17 protein-coding genes are annotated in these 19,088 nt (G+C 52.7%); 12 read left to right on the top strand and 5 right to left on the bottom strand.

What is annotated here, in order from left to right:
- Positions 1 to 2 precede the first annotated feature (2 nt).
- The 3 genes from ATY27_RS08965 to ATY27_RS08975 are packed head-to-tail and all read left to right on the top strand — an operon-like array spanning position 3 to position 3,734.
- A complete protein-coding gene (locus ATY27_RS08965) occupies positions 3 to 548 on the top strand; it encodes an HlyD family efflux transporter periplasmic adaptor subunit (protein WP_279614574.1) in 546 nt (181 codons plus the stop codon).
- Complete coding sequence (locus ATY27_RS08970; protein WP_208932823.1) at positions 541 to 1,323, top strand: ABC transporter ATP-binding protein; 783 nt, start codon at positions 541 to 543, stop codon at positions 1,321 to 1,323. The genes ATY27_RS08965 and ATY27_RS08970 overlap by 8 nt, the downstream gene beginning before the upstream one ends.
- Entirely contained in the window at positions 1,323 to 3,734 is a 2,412-nt protein-coding gene (locus tag ATY27_RS08975; RefSeq protein ID WP_208932822.1) for an FtsX-like permease family protein, read from the top strand. Before ATY27_RS08970 ends, ATY27_RS08975 begins: the two co-directional genes overlap by 1 nt.
- On the opposite strand, the gene ilvY is transcribed toward ATY27_RS08975, so the two are convergent.
- Positions 3,708 to 4,604: an HTH-type transcriptional activator IlvY gene (ilvY, locus tag ATY27_RS08980; protein ID WP_208932821.1), complete on the bottom strand. Its 897-nt coding sequence runs from the start codon at positions 4,602 to 4,604 to the stop codon at positions 3,708 to 3,710. The genes ATY27_RS08975 and ilvY overlap by 27 nt on opposite strands.
- Positions 4,605 to 4,786: 182 nt before the next feature.
- On the opposite strand from ilvY, the gene ilvC reads away from it, so the two are divergent.
- Together ilvC and ATY27_RS08990 are read left to right on the top strand one after the other, a co-directional pair.
- Entirely contained in the window at positions 4,787 to 6,268 is a 1,482-nt protein-coding gene (gene ilvC / locus ATY27_RS08985; protein ID WP_208932820.1) for a ketol-acid reductoisomerase, read from the top strand.
- Between the two features lie 255 nt (positions 6,269 to 6,523).
- A complete protein-coding gene (locus tag ATY27_RS08990) occupies positions 6,524 to 6,958 on the top strand; it encodes a methylglyoxal synthase (protein WP_208932819.1) in 435 nt (144 codons plus the stop codon).
- Positions 6,959 to 7,207: 249 nt separating this feature from the next.
- Here the strand turns inward: ATY27_RS08990 and ATY27_RS08995 are convergent, their stop codons facing one another.
- Positions 7,208 to 8,650: an IS1182 family transposase gene (locus tag ATY27_RS08995; RefSeq protein WP_208930740.1), complete on the bottom strand. Its 1,443-nt coding sequence runs from the start codon at positions 8,648 to 8,650 to the stop codon at positions 7,208 to 7,210.
- Positions 8,651 to 8,726: 76 nt separating this feature from the next.
- Between ATY27_RS08995 and ATY27_RS09000 the strand changes: the two genes are divergently transcribed.
- The 4 genes from ATY27_RS09000 (at position 8,727) to ATY27_RS09015 (ending at position 13,499) form a co-directional block, all read left to right on the top strand.
- Positions 8,727 to 9,002, top strand: a complete 276-nt coding sequence (locus tag ATY27_RS09000; RefSeq protein ID WP_208933169.1) for a hypothetical protein — start codon at positions 8,727 to 8,729, stop codon at positions 9,000 to 9,002.
- Positions 9,003 to 9,012: 10 nt separating this feature from the next.
- Positions 9,013 to 10,224, top strand: coding sequence for an MFS transporter (locus tag ATY27_RS09005; protein WP_208933170.1), 1,212 nt, complete (start codon positions 9,013 to 9,015; stop codon positions 10,222 to 10,224).
- A 169-nt stretch (positions 10,225 to 10,393) separates the two neighbouring features.
- On the top strand, positions 10,394 to 11,281 hold the full coding sequence (gene melR, locus ATY27_RS09010) for a transcriptional regulator MelR (protein WP_208933171.1): 888 nt from the start codon (positions 10,394 to 10,396) through the stop codon (positions 11,279 to 11,281).
- Between the two features lie 118 nt (positions 11,282 to 11,399).
- A complete protein-coding gene (locus tag ATY27_RS09015) occupies positions 11,400 to 13,499 on the top strand; it encodes a hypothetical protein (RefSeq protein ID WP_208933172.1) in 2,100 nt (699 codons plus the stop codon).
- Between the two features lie 25 nt (positions 13,500 to 13,524).
- Here the strand turns inward: ATY27_RS09015 and ATY27_RS09020 are convergent, their stop codons facing one another.
- The gene (locus ATY27_RS09020) at positions 13,525 to 14,580 is read right to left on the bottom strand and encodes an ROK family transcriptional regulator (RefSeq protein ID WP_208933173.1); all 1,056 of its coding nucleotides are present in this window, start codon (positions 14,578 to 14,580) and stop codon (positions 13,525 to 13,527) included.
- 177 nt (positions 14,581 to 14,757) lie between these two features.
- Between ATY27_RS09020 and ATY27_RS09025 the strand changes: the two genes are divergently transcribed.
- Entirely contained in the window at positions 14,758 to 16,371 is a 1,614-nt protein-coding gene (locus ATY27_RS09025) for a methyl-accepting chemotaxis protein (protein ID WP_208933174.1), read from the top strand.
- A gap of 30 nt (positions 16,372 to 16,401) precedes the next feature.
- Here ATY27_RS09025 and ATY27_RS09030 read toward each other — a convergent pair whose 3' ends face one another.
- Positions 16,402 to 16,662, bottom strand: coding sequence for a superinfection immunity protein (locus ATY27_RS09030; RefSeq protein ID WP_208933175.1), 261 nt, complete (start codon positions 16,660 to 16,662; stop codon positions 16,402 to 16,404).
- A 233-nt stretch (positions 16,663 to 16,895) separates the two neighbouring features.
- Between ATY27_RS09030 and ATY27_RS09035 the strand changes: the two genes are divergently transcribed.
- Together ATY27_RS09035 and ATY27_RS09040 are read left to right on the top strand one after the other, a co-directional pair.
- The gene (locus tag ATY27_RS09035) at positions 16,896 to 17,474 is read left to right on the top strand and encodes an outer membrane beta-barrel protein (protein ID WP_208933176.1); all 579 of its coding nucleotides are present in this window, start codon (positions 16,896 to 16,898) and stop codon (positions 17,472 to 17,474) included.
- A 66-nt stretch (positions 17,475 to 17,540) separates the two neighbouring features.
- Positions 17,541 to 18,377, top strand: a complete 837-nt coding sequence (locus ATY27_RS09040) for an alpha/beta hydrolase-fold protein (RefSeq protein ID WP_208933177.1) — start codon at positions 17,541 to 17,543, stop codon at positions 18,375 to 18,377.
- Between the two features lie 4 nt (positions 18,378 to 18,381).
- Here ATY27_RS09040 and ATY27_RS09045 read toward each other — a convergent pair whose 3' ends face one another.
- Positions 18,382 to 18,708, bottom strand: coding sequence for a DUF4870 domain-containing protein (locus ATY27_RS09045; protein ID WP_208933178.1), 327 nt, complete (start codon positions 18,706 to 18,708; stop codon positions 18,382 to 18,384).
- Positions 18,709 to 19,088 lie beyond the last annotated feature (380 nt).

Below are 19,088 nucleotides of genomic sequence, written 5' to 3' on the forward strand. Positions count from 1 at the left end.
TGATTGCGCTCGATGAAAGCTTAAAACCGGGCAGTCAGGTGGTGGTGGGGCAAGCTTTGGGGCAAGTAGCTGAGCCCGGGCAATTGTTAGCGGAGCTGAAAATCGGTGCTGTCGATGCGGCTTTAGTCAAACCCGGCCAGGCGGTGACGCTGAATATCAAAGGTAAACCCATGCTCGGTGAAGTCAGCTGGGTGTCGCCTAATGTGGTGGACAACTTTTTACGGGTTGATGTGACCCTGTTAAGTGACCTACCAGATACCGCCCGCGCCAATATTGAAGTCAAAGCTGATATCAATGTTGGGTCCCAAGAACAAACCCTGCTCAGCGACCGCGCTTCGTACATTCAAAAACCACAACAACGCCAGGCGCTGTTTGTCTGGGATGCGTCTTCGGCACAGTACCAGCGCCGCGAAGTACTGATCGGCAGTCTGACCGCCAAACAAATGCAGCTGTTAGATGGCGTCAAAGCCGGTGAACAAATTTTATTGCAGGTGCCGGCGGCACTGTTAAACAACGAAGTAATTGCACCGGAGGACCTCAATGGCTGAAGCCAATAACACAGCAACGCATCAGGCGGAAACCCTCATCGACATCCGGCAGGCATCTAAAGTCTTTACTCAGGGTAAGCTGCAACTGCCGGTGTTACAGGCACTGGATTTTCAGGTAACACGTGGCGAGTTTGTCGCGATTGAAGGCCGTTCCGGCAGTGGTAAATCAACCTTGTTATCGATTATTGGCTTGCTAGATTGCTTTTCAGCCGGCGAGTATTTGCTGCTTGGTCAGTCGGTGCCGGGGTTGTCGGCTTACCAGCATAGTGTGCTGCGTAACCGACATATTGGCTGGATTTTTCAGAACTTTAACCTGATTAGCAGCATGACAGTGGCAGAGAATGTCAGTTTACCACTGCGGTATTTAGCCGGCGTCAAAGCAGCCGAGTACCGCAGCCGGGCGGCGCAAGTGCTGGCGCAGGTGGAACTGTCTGACAAGCTGGATGCGTATCCCGAGCAGTTATCCGGCGGTCAGCAGCAACGGGTGGCAATAGCGCGGGCGCTGATTACTAACCCGAGCTTGTTATTGGCGGATGAACCAACCGGTAACCTCGATTCGCAAAGCGCGGAAATTGTGATGAACCTGCTGAGCAAGCTGCACCAGGATGGCGCGACTGTGCTGATGGTAACGCATGACCCACAGCTGGCAGCAAGAGCGCAGCGCCGTTTGTATCTGGCTGATGGTCAGTTTGTCGCAACAGCAACACAGCCAACTGCTGTTATGGCAGCGACTACCTCAGTCAATATGCCAGCGACTGAGCAGAGGGCCAGCTGATGCATGTGCTGTTCACGCTGAAGTTTAGCTGGCGCTTATGGCGGGGCCAGCGCCTGCAATGGAGTTTACTGGCGCTTGGCTTAGGCTGTTTCAGTGCATTATTGTTGCTGTTACTGCAATTAGGGCCGCAGCTGCGCACACCGTTGCCGGGCTGGGCGCAACCGGCAGATTTAGTGGCGACTGTACACCGCACCGACCCGCAAGGTCGTTATCGGCCCGTTAGCAATGCGGAGTTGTACCGGTTAAAGCAGCGGCCAGAGGTAGTTGAGTTGGCCATTGCCCGTTTTAAACCCAGTGAGTTACGAATCGCAGAACAGAATATCGACCGCACACAGCTGATGTTTTACAGCGAAAATCTACCAGAAGTGCTGGGGCTTAAAACTCCATTTTTTTCACAACAAACCGGTCAATCGCAGCCGGTTTACTTAAGTCATTGGTTATGGCAACTATTGGGCAAGCCAGAAGTTCAGGGGCTGGAAGTGCTGGTGCGTAACAGTGATAAACGCTATCTGGTTGCTGCGGTGTTACCTCCTGCTATGGACCGCTTTACCGAAAAACGACCGGGTTTATGGTTACCATGGGAGGACCGGTTTTTATCATTACTGGACAGTGATAAAGGCCACGATGTCAGCAAAGGTCCAGGCCCGAAAGCACTGGCGATGACAGAAAATCTGCCAAATAGTATTGGCTTTATTCGGCTTAAAGGTCCGGTCGATTTGTCTGTGCTGACCGAAAACTATGATGCAACGCCGGTTGAATGGTTAGGTCTGCAAGCTTTTAAAATGATTGAAGATAAACACCAGGCCGACATTATTCCCGGGATTGAGCTTTTTCCGGAACAACGTGCTGACCTGCTACAACAGTTCTGGCTGCTATGTTGCCTGACTTTGTTATGTGGCGCCGTGGTGGCTATTAACCTGGTGTTTTGCCTGATAGGCCAGCTGGTGCAGCGCCAACATGAAATGGGTATGCGTCAGGTGTTGGGTGCCCGTAGCCGACAGCTAAGTCGGCAGCTGGCGCTGGAGCAGTTACCGCTTTGGTGCGCTGCTGTCGCTACTGGTGGGTTGTTGTATTGGCAAGGGGCTGGCTTGTTGGCTGGGCTCAAGGTGTATCAGCAGTATTTTGGCAGCGCTGGCGTGCCTTTTGATTGGGGTTATGCCGCCATTGCCGTGTTGGTGCTGACTGTATTTTTACTGCTGTGCAGTCAGCTGCCACTGCTATGGCTGCTGCGCCGCGCCCGGATGTTTCGTAATCGCCAAGGCCAGCGTAACTTGTTGCAGCAACGGCTGGCGTGGGCGCAGCAGGTGCTGCAACTGAGTTTTGCCGGTCTGGCGTTGGTGCTGGCGTTGTCGCTGCAGTTTCAATTGCTACAGCAGGAAAAGGCTATCAGCCGCTGGTTGCCATTTGAAGAGCTGCAGTTGCAGTTAAACCCTGGCATTCAGCCTGATGCGAAGCTGCAACGTGGTGAGTTCGGGGTTTATACTCCAGAGCAAATCGCATTATCTGTGCCCTTTACTGAGCCTGAAGAACGAAAACTGACGACGACAGTCGCGGGGCACAGCCTTGAGATGTTTGTCGGCAGTATGATGGTCAGCAGCAGTTATTTGCAATTTTTAGGTGCTGAGCTGTTAGCAGGTGATATGGCAACAGACATCGATGGGATTATAATTAACCAGGCATTGGCGGATCCTTTGCTGGAGCCTGGCCAGACCTATGCAGATTTACCCGGCATGAGTTTGAGCTACATGGCGCCCTTCGAAGTGCAGGTACAAATCCGCGGAGTGGTGAAAGACTTGCCGCATCGCGGTGTCGCTGCAGCACCAATGCCGATGATGTACACCCAACTGAAACCTAATGGCTGGGGGCCGCACAAATATCTGACCCTCACCACAAATCTAAAGTTAGTCGACGAAGTGACTACAGCACTGGAAGACTGGGCTGACCGGCAAGGCCAGGATTTAGACATCAGCTACCGGGGCACTTTAGCCACTCAACTAGAGCAAATGAATGAACCTTATTGGATTTTTGCCCGCATTTCTATGCTGTTAGCCGGCGTGATTAGCCTGCTCGCCGCGTTAAGTTTGTATTACCAGCTGAAAACTCAGCTGCTGTTAGAGCAAAGTGTGCTGGCAACCAAACTGGCTGTTGGCGCCACAGTGCCGGGTTTAATCAGCCGCTTATGTGGCCATCAGCTTGGGTTATTACTATTCAGTGTGCCGGTATGCGCTGTGTTGCTATGGGGGCTTTCGCCCTGGCTCAGCGGCAAACTCGGGGCGCCGGTGTTTCAGCACAGCGCTGTGTTGCCGGCGCTGGTGATGATGCTGGCACTGGTGCTGCTGGCGACCGCGCTGCCGGCGCTGCGCTTGTTGCAAAAGCCCATCGCCTTATTGTTGCAGGGCCGGGCCACCTGAAGCGACTTGCCAGAAGGCGCGCATCAGTGGTTCGTGCAGGCGTTTGGATTGCATACAGATGCCTAAATCAAAAGGGGCAAACTGGTAATCCAGCGCCAGCACGCGCACCCGGTCACGCACCGGGCTGTGCTGCACTACAGGATCAGGCGCGATGGCCACACCGGTGCCCAGCGCGACCATACTGACCATCGCCTCATGGCCTTCCACTTTGGCGACAATATTCGGCGTGATGCCCTGGTATTTGAGCCAGGCATCGAGGCGGCTACGCGCCGGGCCATGTTCCGGCACGATCAGCGGGACTTTGTCCCAGTCCACAGTCGCTTCACTCAATAAATCATTGACCTTGCAGGGGATCACCGGCGCAATCAGCTGCAGCGGTAATTTGGCGATACTGGCAAAGGCAATATTCAGCGGTAAATTCGGCGGATACACGGCCAGCGCAATATCGGCTTCGTCGTTTTTGACTTTATCCAGCGCCAGTGCGGCGTCGCCGGTGGTCAGGCTGATTTCGGCCTTGGGGCAAAGCAGGCGGAATTTATCCAGAATGGCCGGCAAATGGCTGTAGCTTGCGGTGACGGTACAAAACAGCCGGAGCTCGCCCTGCAGTGCGTCTGACGTTAACGACAAATCCACCTGCAGCTGATGCCAGTCGGCCAGATATTGCTTCACAAACTGCTGAAAACGCACACCTGCCGGCGTTAACCGCACTGACCTTTTGTCGCGGCTAAATAACTGCACACCTAAATCATCTTCCAGCCGCTGAATAATCCGCGTCAACGTCGACGGCGACACATACAGCTGTTCACTGGTTTTACTGAAATTCAGGCTGCTGGCCAGATGCAGGTAAAGCTGGGCGCTGCGGATATCCATCAGATGCTGATTCTTAATTGCAAAAAGTGAAATACTGTTTTGAGAATATATCACTTCACGCAATGAAACCAGCGTCGTATGCTGGCTTTATCAAAACAGCGCACAGAGCGTTGTTCTGCCAGAAGTGCTGAAGTGCTTGTTGCACTGTCAGACCGGCAAACCAGAATTTTCAGGATCGACACATGGCTAATTATTTCAACACACTGAACTTACGCCAGCAGTTAAAGCAGCTGGGCAAATGCCGTTTCATGCAAAAAGCAGAGTTTGCAGACGGTTGTAACTTTATCAAAGGTTGGAAAGTAGTCATCGTTGGCTGTGGTGCTCAGGGTTTAAACCAGGGCCTGAACATGCGCGATTCTGGTGTGAATATTTCTTATGCACTGCGGGCTGACGCCATTGCGCAAAAACGCAAATCTTTCCTGCAAGCCAGTGAAAATGGTTTCACCGTAGGCACTTACGAAGAATTAATTCCAACGGCGGATCTGGTGCTGAACCTGACGCCGGACAAACAGCATACTTCGGTCGTTAAAGCCGTAATGCCGCTGATGAAACAAGGCGCGACGCTGGCTTATTCACACGGTTTTAATATCGTTGAAGAAGGCACCCAGATCCGCAAAGACATCACCGTCATCATGGTGGCGCCGAAGTGCCCGGGTACTGAAGTGCGCGAAGAATACAAACGCGGTTTTGGTGTACCGACGCTGATTGCGGTGCATCCGGAAAACGACCCGAATGGCAACGGCCTGGCGATCGCCAAAGCATACGCTTCTGCTACCGGCGGCGACCGTGCCGGCGTGCTGGAATCCAGCTTTGTGGCTGAAGTGAAATCAGATTTGATGGGCGAACAGACCATCCTGTGCGGCATGTTACAGACCGGTGCGATCCTGGCTTATGACAAGCTGGTTGCTGATGGTTACGAAGCCGGTTTTGCTGCCAAGTTAATCCAGTTCGGCTGGGAAACCATTACCGAAGCGCTGAAACATGGTGGCATCACCAACATGATGGACCGCCTGTCGAACCCGGCGAAAATCAAAGCGTACGACTTAGCTGAGCAATTAAAAGGCATTCTGCAGCCGCTGTTCGCCAAACATATGGACGACATCATCTCCGGTAAATTCTCCGAGACCATGATGGCGGACTGGGCGAACGATGACAAACAACTGTTTGGCTGGCGCGAAGAAACCCGTCAAAGCGGTTTTGAAAATGCACCGGTATCTAGTGAAAACATCGCAGAACAAGATTATTTCGACCGGGCGATTTTGTTAGTCGCCATGGTTAAAGCAGGGGTAGAGCTGGCGTTTGATACCATGGTGGAAGCCGGTATTGTCGAAGAATCTGCTTATTACGAGTCTCTGCACGAGACGCCACTGATTGCCAATACCATTGCGCGGAAACGTCTGTATGAGATGAACGTGGTGATCAGTGACACTGCCGAATACGGTAACTACCTGTTCAGCAACGCTGCAGTGCCGATGCTGCGCGACCTGGTGAACAACATCAGCCCTGAACTGCTCGGCAAAGGTTTAGCTGCAGGCAGCAACGGTGTTGATAACGTGCGATTGATTGAAGTAAACGATGCCATCCGCAATCACCCGGTGGAAATCGTTGGCAAGACATTACGGGGTTACATGACCGCGATGAAGCGGATTGTAGTTAGCGCTTAAGTAGCGCTACCAACCCCACACTGAGTTTTTTACGTGGACCTTGGTTGTTTGCCCGGCTTTGCCGGGCTTTTTTTTGGCAATTTCCCTACGGGCCAACGCTTTGCGTTATTAAAAATTGCTCCAGGCAATTTATTATGTGCACCATCTATGGTGCTACATGACATTTAGCGGGTAGGGTGTTTAGAGCAACGCGAAACACACCAGACATTGCACTGTTATACGTCCACATCCAACTGATAAAACAGAAGGTTCTTAATGAAATCGATCGCGCTCATCGCCCATGACGGTAAAAAAGCTGAACTGTTGGATTGGGTCGCCACTCATGCCGGTTTTTTCCAACATAAAACCTTATACGCAACCGGCACAACGGGACGGCTGATCAGCGACAAATTGCAGCTGCCAGTGCATTGTTTTGCCAGCGGGCCTTTGGGCGGCGACCAGCAAATCGGCGCTTTAATTGCCGAGCAAAAAATCGACTGGCTGGTGTTTTTCTGGGATCCCTTGAGTTCTCAGCCGCATGATCCGGATGTCAAAGCGCTGATCCGCCTCGCCGTGGTATGGAATATCCCGGTGGCATGTAACAAAGCCACCGCGGATTTTATTGTGCATTCCAGTTTGTTCCAGACCGATTATCAGCGCTCGGTGCCGGATTTCAGTGCGCATCAGCGTCGGTTTGATCCGGCGAAATGATGGTGTTCGGGTGAGTCTGGAGCTGGGTAACCAAAGCGGCAGCGAAGTGCAAGTGATGCAGTGAATGGCGGCTATGAGTGCAGGCTGTGTAAAAACTCATTTTTGCTGTATCGCGGCATGTTCCCCAGCATCAAGCGTTACAAATGACTCTACATGCTGTGATTTTTAGACAGGTATTAAAGGGAGGTTTATATGGCCTGGTATTTGTTGCGATACGGCGCTAAGCAGCGGTAAAAATGGCAAGTGCTGCTAGCCGTAGAGTTCTTCTAGCCTACTGGCCAATCCTGCCGTCCCCCAGATCGATATCATCCTTTTCAGGTTATAAGCCAGAATATGCAAACTAATTTCTGTACTGACGTTTTTAAATCGTCGCATCAGGAAATGAGTGGCTCCCATCCACATTTTGATCGTTCCAAATGGGTGCTCTACCGTTTGCTTACGTACAAGCGCAGTTTGCGGTAATGCATCCAGCCTTGCCTGCATAACTTCCATTTCATCTTCATGAACCCATCGTTTTATACGCCTTGCGGCTACTTTGGATGTGGTGCATTTCGAACGCTGACTGCAGTCGCGACAGGCGATACAGTTAAAGTACATTTGCAGCTCCAAACCGTCTTCAACACCTACAAACCTATTCTGAAGCTCGTTACCTGTCGGGCAAATATAAATATCTTTTTCCTGGTCATACTTAAACAACGAGCGGTTAAAAAGGCCTTTGCGATCAGCGCCAGAAGTATCACCTTTTGGCACCAGGGCTACAGCTCCGGTATCAAGCACTGCTTTAATATCGTTGCGGCTGTAATAGCCTTTGTCGGCGAGTACGGTTATATCCTTTTTGCCAACAGCTGCCTGAGCCAACTGAGTTACCGAGTGCAGCTGGCCACGGTCAGTGGTGTTCGTGACTTCATGGGCAACAATCAGATGATTCTTCGTATCCACCGCAGTTTGCACGTTGTAACAGACTTGCCGATTCATGTTATTTGTTTTCATTAACCGGGAGTCAGGATCGGTTAAAGACAGTTGCTTATCTGGTTGCTGTTCAACAGTTTGTTGGATTTCTTGTAGTTCGCCTAAACGTTTCTTTAGCCATGCCAGTTTTGTTGCGGTTAACTCAGCATTTACATCAGTCTGTGCGTCGCGGTCAGCTTTATCGAGCTTTTCAAGATAGTTACTTATGCTTTGTTCGACCCTCGCTATATAGTCTTTCGCTTTTTGCGGCGTGAAGTTATTTTGTTTGCTGTTCACTGCCTTAAATTTACTGCCATCGATGGCCACAGTGATATCCGTGAACATTTGCATCTGTCGACATAGGTCAATAAAGGCACGGCAAGCATTCTTAATCCCTTTACTGTTGTTTTTTCTGAAGTCCGCAATGGTTTTAAAATCAGGTGTCAGCCGCTCCAGCAACCACATCAGTTCTACATTACGATTGGCTTCCTTTTCCAGCCGACGTGAAGATTGGATACGATTCAAATAACCGTAAATATAGAGTTTTAACATCGTGGCAGGGTGATAGCCGGGACGTCCGGTTTGTTTTGCTTCCACGCCGTCAAAGCCAAGCGCTTTAAGCTGTAGACCATTCACAAAGATATCGATGACTCTGACTGGATTATCACCACTGACAAAGTCGTCCAACGCTTCCGGCAACAGAGTGACCTGGTATCTGTCTTGACCTTTGATATGTTCTGTCATGGCTGCGCACACTAGGTTGATTCGTATGCAGATAAGTTTAGAGCTGCTGACCTACGACAGTTCAGGTATATCCAGAATGATTGATCATAAAAACCGACCATTTAGACCAAAAGGTGATCAGCAGTTTTCACACAGCCTGCGCTCAAAGCAGCCATCCTCAAATTCCAGCAAAGTCAGCGCTGGTAGATGCGAGCGGGCGAACGCAGTGGCGACTGTGCTCGCTCAGCCGTGCTACACGGGCATTTCTTCAGATCTGTATGCAGAACTGCTATCCGGCAACGCACTGTTGCCAAAACCGCTGCTGGTGATTTTTGTACGCAGGCGGCATCATGCTGGATTCAACTTTGCTTAAGGTCGTCCTGATGTTTCAAAGTGTACGTCGTCCCGATGTGCTGGTCATCGTACTGGCCGCTGCTGGTATTCTGATGGTGTCGATGGGGATCCGGCAGTCGTTTGGTTTGTTTGTCAGTCCAATCAGCGGCTCGACCGGCATGGGCATTGCGGCCATCAGCTTTGCCATGGCGATTGCGCAGCTCAGCTGGGGCGCGGCGCAGCCGGTGGCGGGCGCGTTGGCTGACCGTTTTGGTGCCGGACCTGTGCTCATCGGCGGCTTGCTGCTGCTGGCGGCCGGTTGTGCGCTGACACCTTTTGCCACAGGCACCTGGAGCCTGGTGTTGACTGTGGGCCTTTTGACCGCTGTCGGTTCTGGGTTAAGTGGATTTTCTGTGCTGATCGGTGCGGCGTCACAGCGGTTACCGGTTGAAGCGCGCGGCACTGCGTCGGGGATTATCAATGCCGGCGGCTCTTTTGGCCAATTTGTGTTTGCGCCTGTGTCGCAGAAACTGATCCAGGCGGTCGGCTGGATGGGCGCGATGTGGGTGCTGGCGCTGGCAGCGCTGGCGACTATTCCGCTGATTGCCAAATTTACCGGTGGCACCACTGCACCGGTGAAACACGCTGATGACAAAGGCATGCGTCATGCCATTGGTGAAGCGCTGGCAGATCGCAGCTACGCCTTGCTCAGTTTTGGTTTTTTCACCTGCGGCTTTCATATCGCTTTTCTGGTGACGCATTTACCCGGTGAAGTCAGTTTGTGCGGTTTACCGGCGGATGTAGCGAGCTGGTCGTTAGCTATCATCGGCCTTGCTAACATTGCCGGCAGTTTGTATGCCGGATCGTGCGTAGCGAAATATCGTAGCAAGTATGTGCTGGCGGCGATGTATGGCAGCCGGGCGCTGCTCATCGCTGTTTATTTATTGCTGCCAAAAACCGAATGGACCTTCTACCTGTTTGCCGCTGGCCTTGGCTTTACCTGGCTGGCGACTGTACCCCCGACTGCGGCAATAGTCGGCAAATTATTTGGCACCCGTTATCTGGCTACTTTGTTTGGTATCGCATTGTTTTCCCATCAGATTGGCGGCTTTTTTGGCGCCTGGCTTGGTGGTATTGCGCTGACGGTGCAAGGTGATTACAGCTGGATGTGGTACGCCGATATGGCGTTGGCGGCGGTGGCTGCACTGGCGAATTTACCCATTCGCGAAGCGCCGCTACAACCTGCTGCAACAGCCGGATAAAACTTCCTGTTTACTTTGACCTGCAACAGTGACGGCGATGAGTCGGCACTGCCTCCGCCTGCCGGGTACTTCCTGTTTCACACGATGATCTTCCGGTTTTATCACCTGTCACTTGCGAATATTGTATACAGTATTTAATCTCAGGTTGGATTCACGCCGGAGGTCGGTCATGCAAGAGTGGCTCAATCGCATTATTTTTGATTACAGCAGTCCGCTGACGCGGCAAGGCAATGAACACAAATTTGGCTTTCGGGTGCACAAGCCTGACGTGATGCCGCATAGCCACTGGCATGGTCATATTGAGGTCAATTTCCTGTTTGACTGTACTGCGGTCTATCTGATGAATGGCCGCGCTGTGACGATCCCGGCCGGGCGCATGGTGCTGTTCTGGGCGTCGATCCCACACCAGCTGACCAGCAGCAGCGGCGACGGTTATATGGTCAATATCTACATCCCGTTGCAGGCGTTTCAACAGTGGAAGTTGCCGAGTGAATTTATCGGGGCTTTGCTGCGCGGTGATGTGCTGGTGGCCGACACGGCACACCTGAGCGATCTGGAGCTGACCCGGCTGTGGGATATCGATCTGGCGCAAAAAAACGAAGCGCTGACCGCGCAGGTGATCAGTGAAATTCGGGGCCGCATCCGGCGCATGGCGTTGGAAAGTTATCAGTGCCTCGGCACTGACGATAAAACCCCGCGCAAGGAGCAGAAAAACCCGGTGACCGGCCTGTCGCATATCGACACGATGCTGCGTTATATCGCCGACCACTATGATCAGAAAGTCACCATCAGTGATGTGGCGTCTGCGACTGGTTTACATCCGAATTATGCGATGAAGTTGTTCCACCGCGTGATGAAAATCTCAATAAAACAATATATTAACCGCTTGCGGCTGCTGCATGCCCAGGCGTTATTGGTCGACACCGAACAAGGGGTGCTGACCATTGCGATTGAAGCCGGATTTGGTTCGATCAGCCGGTTTTACGACATTTTCCAGCAGGAGCTGAAAATGACACCGCAGCAATATCGGGACCGTACGCAAAAGATCCGCGCATAGAGCACCAGCTTATTTTTCCGGAATGAATGGTCACGCCGGCATAAGCCTTGGCCGGACCGGACATGGTGCAATCCGTGGCAGTCGTCTGTGTTGACTTTTTTTTACTCAGGAGCCCCCAATGACCCGAACTATTGTACTGATGTGTTGTAGTTGTTTGCTGCTGGCCTGCACCCGGCAAGAGCCATTGCCGCCGGCAACTGGCAACAGCAGCGTGCCCGTTACTGCCGAGGCGACCGATATCAACAGCCTGGCCGATAGCCTGAAAGATCGCTGGCAGCTGCAGCCGAATGGCATTCGCTGGCAAGTGAAAGATCAGCATCAGGATCATCTGGAATTCAGCGGCGAGCAGGTGTCGGCGATTATTTATTACGGCACCGACGCGGCCGGCCAGCTGGTGCTGAATCGTAAAGTGGTGTGGCCAATGCTGCGCACGCTGCCAAATGACACCCATGCCAGCTTAATTCATACCTTTGGCATTGAGGTGTCGCCGCGTTTGCGGCAAAACGGTGTGCTGCTGACGAAGGAACTGCCGGAACAGGTGACCTACGACGGCCTGCTGCAGATCCAAAGCCGGTTAAGTGCCGGTTTGCAGCTGACCCGCACGCTGGCGCCTAGTCCAACCGGCGCTTTTATCATTGAACAACAAACATTAAAAAACACCGGTGATACTGCACTGACTGTCAGTGTCGACCCGCTGCAGTATCAGTTGCTGACGGATGCCGCCAAAGGCGTTGACGGCAGTTACCATATTCAGGCGCGCAGTGATTTTGCCGGTGAGATCACCTTAGCACCGGGCGGGGAAAAAAGCTGGCAGCTGAGTTTCAGTGCGGTGCCTGCAACACAGACTGTTGAGTTAAGCGCCGGGTTCAGCGCTGAAGCGGCCGCCGATACTTTGCGCCAGCGTCAGCATTATGTGCAGTCACTGCAGCAAAATCTGCAGCTGGAAACGCCGGATCCGGTGCTGAATCAGATGTTTGCCTTTGCCAAACTCCGCGCGGCCGAGAGTATCTTCCGCACAAAAGGCGGCTTGCTGCATGGCCCTGGTGGCGGGCGTTATTATGCGGCGATCTGGGCCAATGATCAGGCCGAGTACGTCAACCCGTTTTTCCCATTTCTGGGCGATGCCAACGGCAACGAGTCGGCGCGCAACAGCTTTGCCCACTTCGCCCGGTTTATTAATCCGGCCTATACAGCGCTGCCATCGTCAATCATCGCCGAGGGGCTGGATATCTGGAATGGTGCCGGCGATCGCGGCGATTGTGCCATGGTGGCTTATGGCGCCAGCCGCTATGCACTGGCGAGCGGCGACCCGCAGCAGGCGCGGCAGTTGTTGCCGCTGATCGACTGGTGTCTGGCCTATAACCAACGACAAAAAACCGCTGACGGCGTGATCGCTTCGGATAGCGACGAGCTGGAAAACCGCTTTCCGGCCGGCAAAGTTAATCTCAGTACCAATATGCTCGCGTTTGGCGCTTTACAGTCATCTGCGCTGTTATATCAGGCACTGGGTGATGCGGCCAAAGCCAGCGCGCTGAACACTGAGGCAAACCAGCTACGGAAGGCGATGCTGAGTTATTTTGCCGGCGAAGTGGAAGGGTATGACACCTGGCGCTATTACGCCGGCAATACCCGCTTACGCGCCTGGATAGCATTGCCACTGGTGATGGGATTTAACGAACAAAAAGCCGGCACGCTGGCGGCGTTGTTGTCACCGCAACTGTGGAGCGAAAACGGTATTTACACTGCATCCGGCGATAAAACCTTCTGGGACCGTGCAACGCTGTATGCCTTTCGCGGCATGTTTAACGCCGGCGCCACTGATACTGCAATGAAATATCTGAAGTATTACAGCCGCAAACGGTTACTCGGCGAGCATGTACCTTTTGCCGTCGAAGCCTGGCCGGAAGGCGATCAGCGGCATTTATCCGCGGAAAGTGGTTTGTACGCCCGCGTCATCACCGAAGGTTTATTTGGCATTGAACCGACCGGCTTTGACCGATTTACGCTGGCACCGCGGTTACCAGCCGGCTGGAATGGCATGTGCCTGCGCCACATCCGCGCTTTTGCCAGTAATTTTGACCTGTGTGTGAGCCGCAATATGACCACTGGCGCTACGCCTTATCAGATAGTTTTGTCTATAGAAGGGCAAAACCCGCGTCAGATCGGCTGGGATGGGGTCGATGCAGTGGAATTGCAGCTGAAGTCCAAGCAGAAGTAACAAAGGCACAGTGGCCAGAATGGCTTTAAAGCACGGTGCGGTCCGGCGCAAAAGCCTGATAAAGCGGCAGCATGGCGGCACCGAGCAGCATCGCGTCGGCGCCGAGGCTGCCCTGCTGCAGTGTCGGCGCCAGCAGCCCCATGGCTGGCCAATGCTGCATCCGCTGCTCTAATTCTGCCAATAAAGCGGGCAGTTCTGCCGTAGCACCCGCACTGTCAATAATCACCAACGGGATATCCAACAAGGCAATGGCGGCTTGCAGCCCTATGTTGATGGTATTGGCGTCCGGTTGCTGCAGGAGCAATTCGCCCTGCTTGACGGGCAATACCGCCAGATGCGCAGCGTTACCATGACGGCCACGCCAGAGCTGGCCGTTCAGTACCAGCCCACCTGCGACTAACTGGTCCAGATACAGATATAAAAAATCCGCGGCCACCGGTTTACCGAGCCACAACTCTGCAGCGGCGGCGGCGGAGCCATCATTTTCCGGAAACACCGCTAACTGTAATTCAGCCTGCAAATCGGCTGCGGGGTCAACGCCGTGCCAGGCCTGTTGCAGGGCTTGCAGCTGGTCATCACTGAGTTGTGGATATAACCGCGCGGCAAACTGACTGTTACCGGCAAACCAGGGCATGGCGAGGCCGATACCACAGAGTCGCTGTTGTTGCTGCATAGACAGCTGCGCCAATAACTGCCGGGTTTGCTGCAATAAGGCGGGTTGTACATGCCGGGGCAACCAGTCGCTTAACGGGTAGTGCTGGCGGCGCAGAATATTACCGCAGAAATCGACCAGCACCAGTTGTAGTTGTGTGCGTTGCAATTGAATACCGATGCTGAACACTGCGTCTGGCACCAGCTGAAAAAACTGGGTCGGCTGGCCCACGCCTAAGGTTTTTTTGCCGCAGCTTTGGAGCAATCCGTCGCGACAAAGGCCAGCAACAATCCGCGTCACGGCCTGTAACGACAAGCCCAGTTCCGCCGCCAGTTCTGGTCTGGATACCTGTGCGCGTCTGCGCACGGCGCCCAATAATAGTCTGACATTCAGGTCGCCGAGGGTGGCGGAATTTGCTGCTGTTCTCACCTGTTTTTTCCTTGTCGCCATCATGCGATTGAGATCGCGAAACATCATATCGCATCTGACTGATTCCGGAGCAGATTTGGCAGAAGTCGGCAGAGACGGCCATACTGAGCAATACCCCAATAGCGAAACATCCGCCCGGGTGTTTTCCGGCAATTCTCAGGATAGAGGCAGATCACAATGAACTGGCAGAGTATCAGAGTCAAAAGCAGTATTCCGGTGGTGATGTTAGGCGTCAGCCTGCTCACTGTGATGTTAATGTTCAGCAGTTTAATCGCCATGCAGCATAAAGCGCTGGAAGTGCAGGCCGAGAAATTTTTACAGGCAATCTCATTGGTATTAAATGCCGACCGCGATATTTATCAGGCGAAGCTCGCCACGACTCATGTGCTCAGTGGGATTGGTGATGTCGCTGCCGAGCGCAAAGATTTTGCTGACAATGCGGCACAGGTGAAAGAACGATTTGATCAGTACCTGAGTACTCTTAGAGCTTACCCTGATATTACTGGCCGTTTTTCCGGCTTCGACACGCAGTTTCAGCGTTGGCAGCAAAGTGCAGTGACCTTGCTGGATAATCAGGATGCAGGACAAAAAACCGCATTGGCCGAGCAGGAACAAACTGAGTTTGCTGCACTACGTGATGTGCTGGATAAAGCCGGCGAAGCTGCTTTGGCACGATCTGAACAGGAGCAAAAAGAGCTCAATGCCAATATCACCATGACCAAAACCTGGGTCTATGGTCTGTCGTTGTTATTGCTGGTGGTTGCCGGCTGGTTCAGTTACCAAGGGCCGAAAAAACTGGCCGAACAAATCCGCACTTTATCTGCCCGCCTCAGTGACATCGCCAATGGTGATGGTGATTTAACCGCGCGGTTGCAGATCGACACCAAAGATGAAGTGGCTGATTTAGCACATGAATTCAATAACTTCATCAGTAAGCAATGTGACATGATCGCGGCCATTTTGCGCCAGGCCAATCAGCTCAGCCAGTTGACCGGGCATTTGTCTGAATCGGCCGACAGGACCAGTGCGATCACCCAGTCACTGAATACCGCGTCCGATTCGATAGTCAGTGCCGTGCATGAAATGGCGATGGCGAATAAAGAAATGGCGCAGGTAGCTACCGATACAGCGCAAGTATCTGAGCAGGCCAAACGCAGTGCCGGTCAGGGCCTGGAAGTGGTCAAAGTAGTCAACAGCAGCATGCAGAATTTAACCCGGGACGTGCATCAGGCACTGGGAGCGGCCGAAGAGCTGGAACAAAGTTCGTCGACCATTTCTTCGGTGCTGGAAGTGATCCGCAGTATCGCCGATCAGACCAACTTACTGGCGCTGAATGCGGCGATTGAAGCAGCGCGTGCCGGTGAACATGGCCGCGGTTTTGCCGTGGTCGCCGATGAAGTACGCACGCTGGCTTCGCGCACCCAACAAAGCACCAATCATATTCAGCAGATGATTGAGCAGTTACATCTGCGCGTGACGGAGTCGCGTCAGGCCATCGGCAGCGGTAAGGACAACGCCGATTTGACGGTGAATAACTTCGCCCGGGCCGAGCAGGTATTTCAGGACATTATGCAGTCCAGTCTGCAGGTTAATGATATGGCGGTACGCACAGCAGCTGCGACTGAACAGCAGACCACAGTGTCGGATGAGATCAGTAAAAACCTGTATGCGCTGAATGATCAGGCGCTGGCCGCCGGTGAAGTGGCGAAACGTAACGACCAGTTATCGAATGAAATCAGCACCTTGTCACAGATGCTGTTTGGATTGGTCGGTAAGTTTAAAGTCAGCTGAGACGCTGGCTGCAGTGTATGCAAAGGGCGCTTAAGGGCGCCCTTGTTGTTTCTCGAACCATTGGTTAAAACGACCACTGACTTTACCACTGCAGGCCCAGACTATCAGCGCGCCCCAGGCGATAAACGACAAACCGGCCGGCACCGCCGCGATGGCGATGTACTTCAGATGTGGCCTGTTAAAAAATGCCGCCAGGATCACCGGTAAAAACCAGATAAACAGCACGAGCGGAATTAAGGTGGCCCAGAACATAGGGCTGGCATTGCTGAAAGTTTGCATCATATCGTTCATCAGTCTCTCCGGCTGGTCAGGGTTGTTTGGCTGCACACCGCTGTTGTGCAGCAGATGATCATATTCTGCACCGGTTGGCCGCCTGCAGGGCAAAATAGTGATAAACGGCGCTACATCAGGAAAAACGGCGACTGATGCCATGGCAATGGTACCGATGTCGTGGCGGACACGCTTGCAGTTAACATTTATTTAATGTATTTTGGAAAGAACTTTAGTGTCTAAAAAGGGAACTTATGATGTTGCGTGTATGCTCAAAAATGTTGTTAATCGGGGTTTCTGTGCTGGCGTTGCAGGCGCAAGCAGCGACTGATTTTTATGCGGTCGCCGGCGCGCAATACAGTCGCAGTGGTGAACCTTTTGATGTGAGCGGGTCAGGTTATCAGATCGGCAGCGGGTATGTGATCAACCGTGACTGGTCGGTAGAACTGAGTGCTGAACAGTTGTTTGCGACTAAAACGAATACAGAGATCGGACAAAACCGGCTGGATAGTGATGCGTTAACCGTATCGGTTCTGGGTAAAACCAGTCTTGGTGATGATAGCCTGTTCTTTTACCGGGCTGGGATCAGCACTGTTGAGCATCAGGGCTATTATCATTTCGTGGCATCCAAAAAGACTTTACCGGATGGCAGTGTCAAAACCACTATCAGTTACAAAGAGGTCGACGACAAGTTAACGCATGCTTTGTTCGGCTTTGGCCTGGAGCAAAATTTCAGTGCTCAGTGGTTTGGCCGGGCTGAAATAGTCCATTTGTTTAAGAAAAATAACCTGCAGGCAGACACTTTCCGTCTGAGCCTCGGCTACCGCTTCTGATCGAACTGGCGGAGTGAACACTGCTGCGGTAGGCTGATAGTTTCCCTCCGCAGCAGGCTCGCCACCATGAAAAATCTGCTTTATGTCATCGCTTTGCTTTTTACTATCATCAGCTGCACAGCAGAGCCGGATCGCACACCCAGTGCAGCTGCAAATGTCACCGTATTGACCACGACCTTCACTATCCCAGGCCTGGACCGGCAACGTACCGTCCGGCTGTATCTGCCACCGGGTTATAACAACAGCGCCAATCAGCGTTATCCGGTGCTGTATATGCACGACGGTCAGAATTTGTTTGATAAAAGTACCGCATATGCCGGCGAATGGCAGGTCGACGAGATCCTGAATCAATTAGCGACGGCAGATCAGCTGCAGTTGATTGTGGTGGGCATCGACAATGGCGGTGAACACCGGATGACGGAGCTGAATCCGCACAACCATGCGGAATATGGCAAATCTGAGGCCGCCGCTTACCTGGCCCTGCTGCGCGACGTGGTCAAACCCTATATCGACCAACATTACCGCACGCTGCCGGATGCCGCCAATACCGGCATCATGGGCAGCTCAATGGGCGGCTTATTCAGTCATTTTGCCGCATTAGAAGCCGGCGACACCTTCAGTAAAATCGGTATTTTTTCGCCGTCTTATTGGATCACCGATACTGCCGTAACCCGTTATCAGCAAAGCCCGGTCCCGGTCGATGCCCGCTGGTATTTTTATGTCGGTGGGGATGAGGGCGGTGGCATGGCCGAACAAGCCAGTCAGGTTTATCAGGCAGTGGACAAGTTGCCGGCAAGTCAGGGCCAACGCCAGTTTAAGCTGGCGCCGGATGCCGGACACAACGAAGCCGCCTGGGCGGCCGAGTTCCGTCAGGCGGTGTTGTGGTTATACGCCAAACCCTGAACTGTTACTGCAGTAAGCGCCAGGTCAGTGGAAAGCGGAAGATCTGGCCTTCGGTGGCGCCTTTCGCGGCCAGCACGTACAACACCACTGTGACCAGCCACAACAGCGGCATCAGACTGATGCCAATAATACTGATCCCCAGCACGATATAAACCAACAACACGGTGATCGCAAAGTTCAGGCATTCCTTTGCGGTTTCTTTGACAAAAACATCGTCACTTTTCAGCAGATAAACGGCTAATGGCGCCAGAAAGGCAAAGAAAATTGCTGCGATATGGGTGATAGCGGCGATGTTTTTACTGTCTTTATCCGGAGTATACAGATTGTCCATGTGAGTCCTTGCAGGCATTCATTTTATCGAGAGGTCACCGCAGACTACTGCAGCACAGGACAGCTTGTAAACTGCTGTATCAAGCCATAATGCTGATATGGTGAGGGACTGTTGATGGTTGATCAGAAAGTCTTTTTGGCTTCGGCCAATCTGTGGTGATTGAGTGTTGGTTGCAAAACGAGGCGTCGAATAACCATAGCGCCGAAGAACTTGTTGGGACAAGTAATGGTGCTTGCACTGCCAGTAGTCGCATGGCGGCTGCTCTGCAACAAGCTTGTCGTTTTGGCAACAAAATGTGAATAGCGGTTGTATTTTGTGCTGAATTTGGCAATTTAAATGTCAGATCCAAATTACGGCCGGAGGAGCAGAGGGTGGCAGTA

The organism is Rheinheimera sp. F8 (assembly GCF_001518915.1).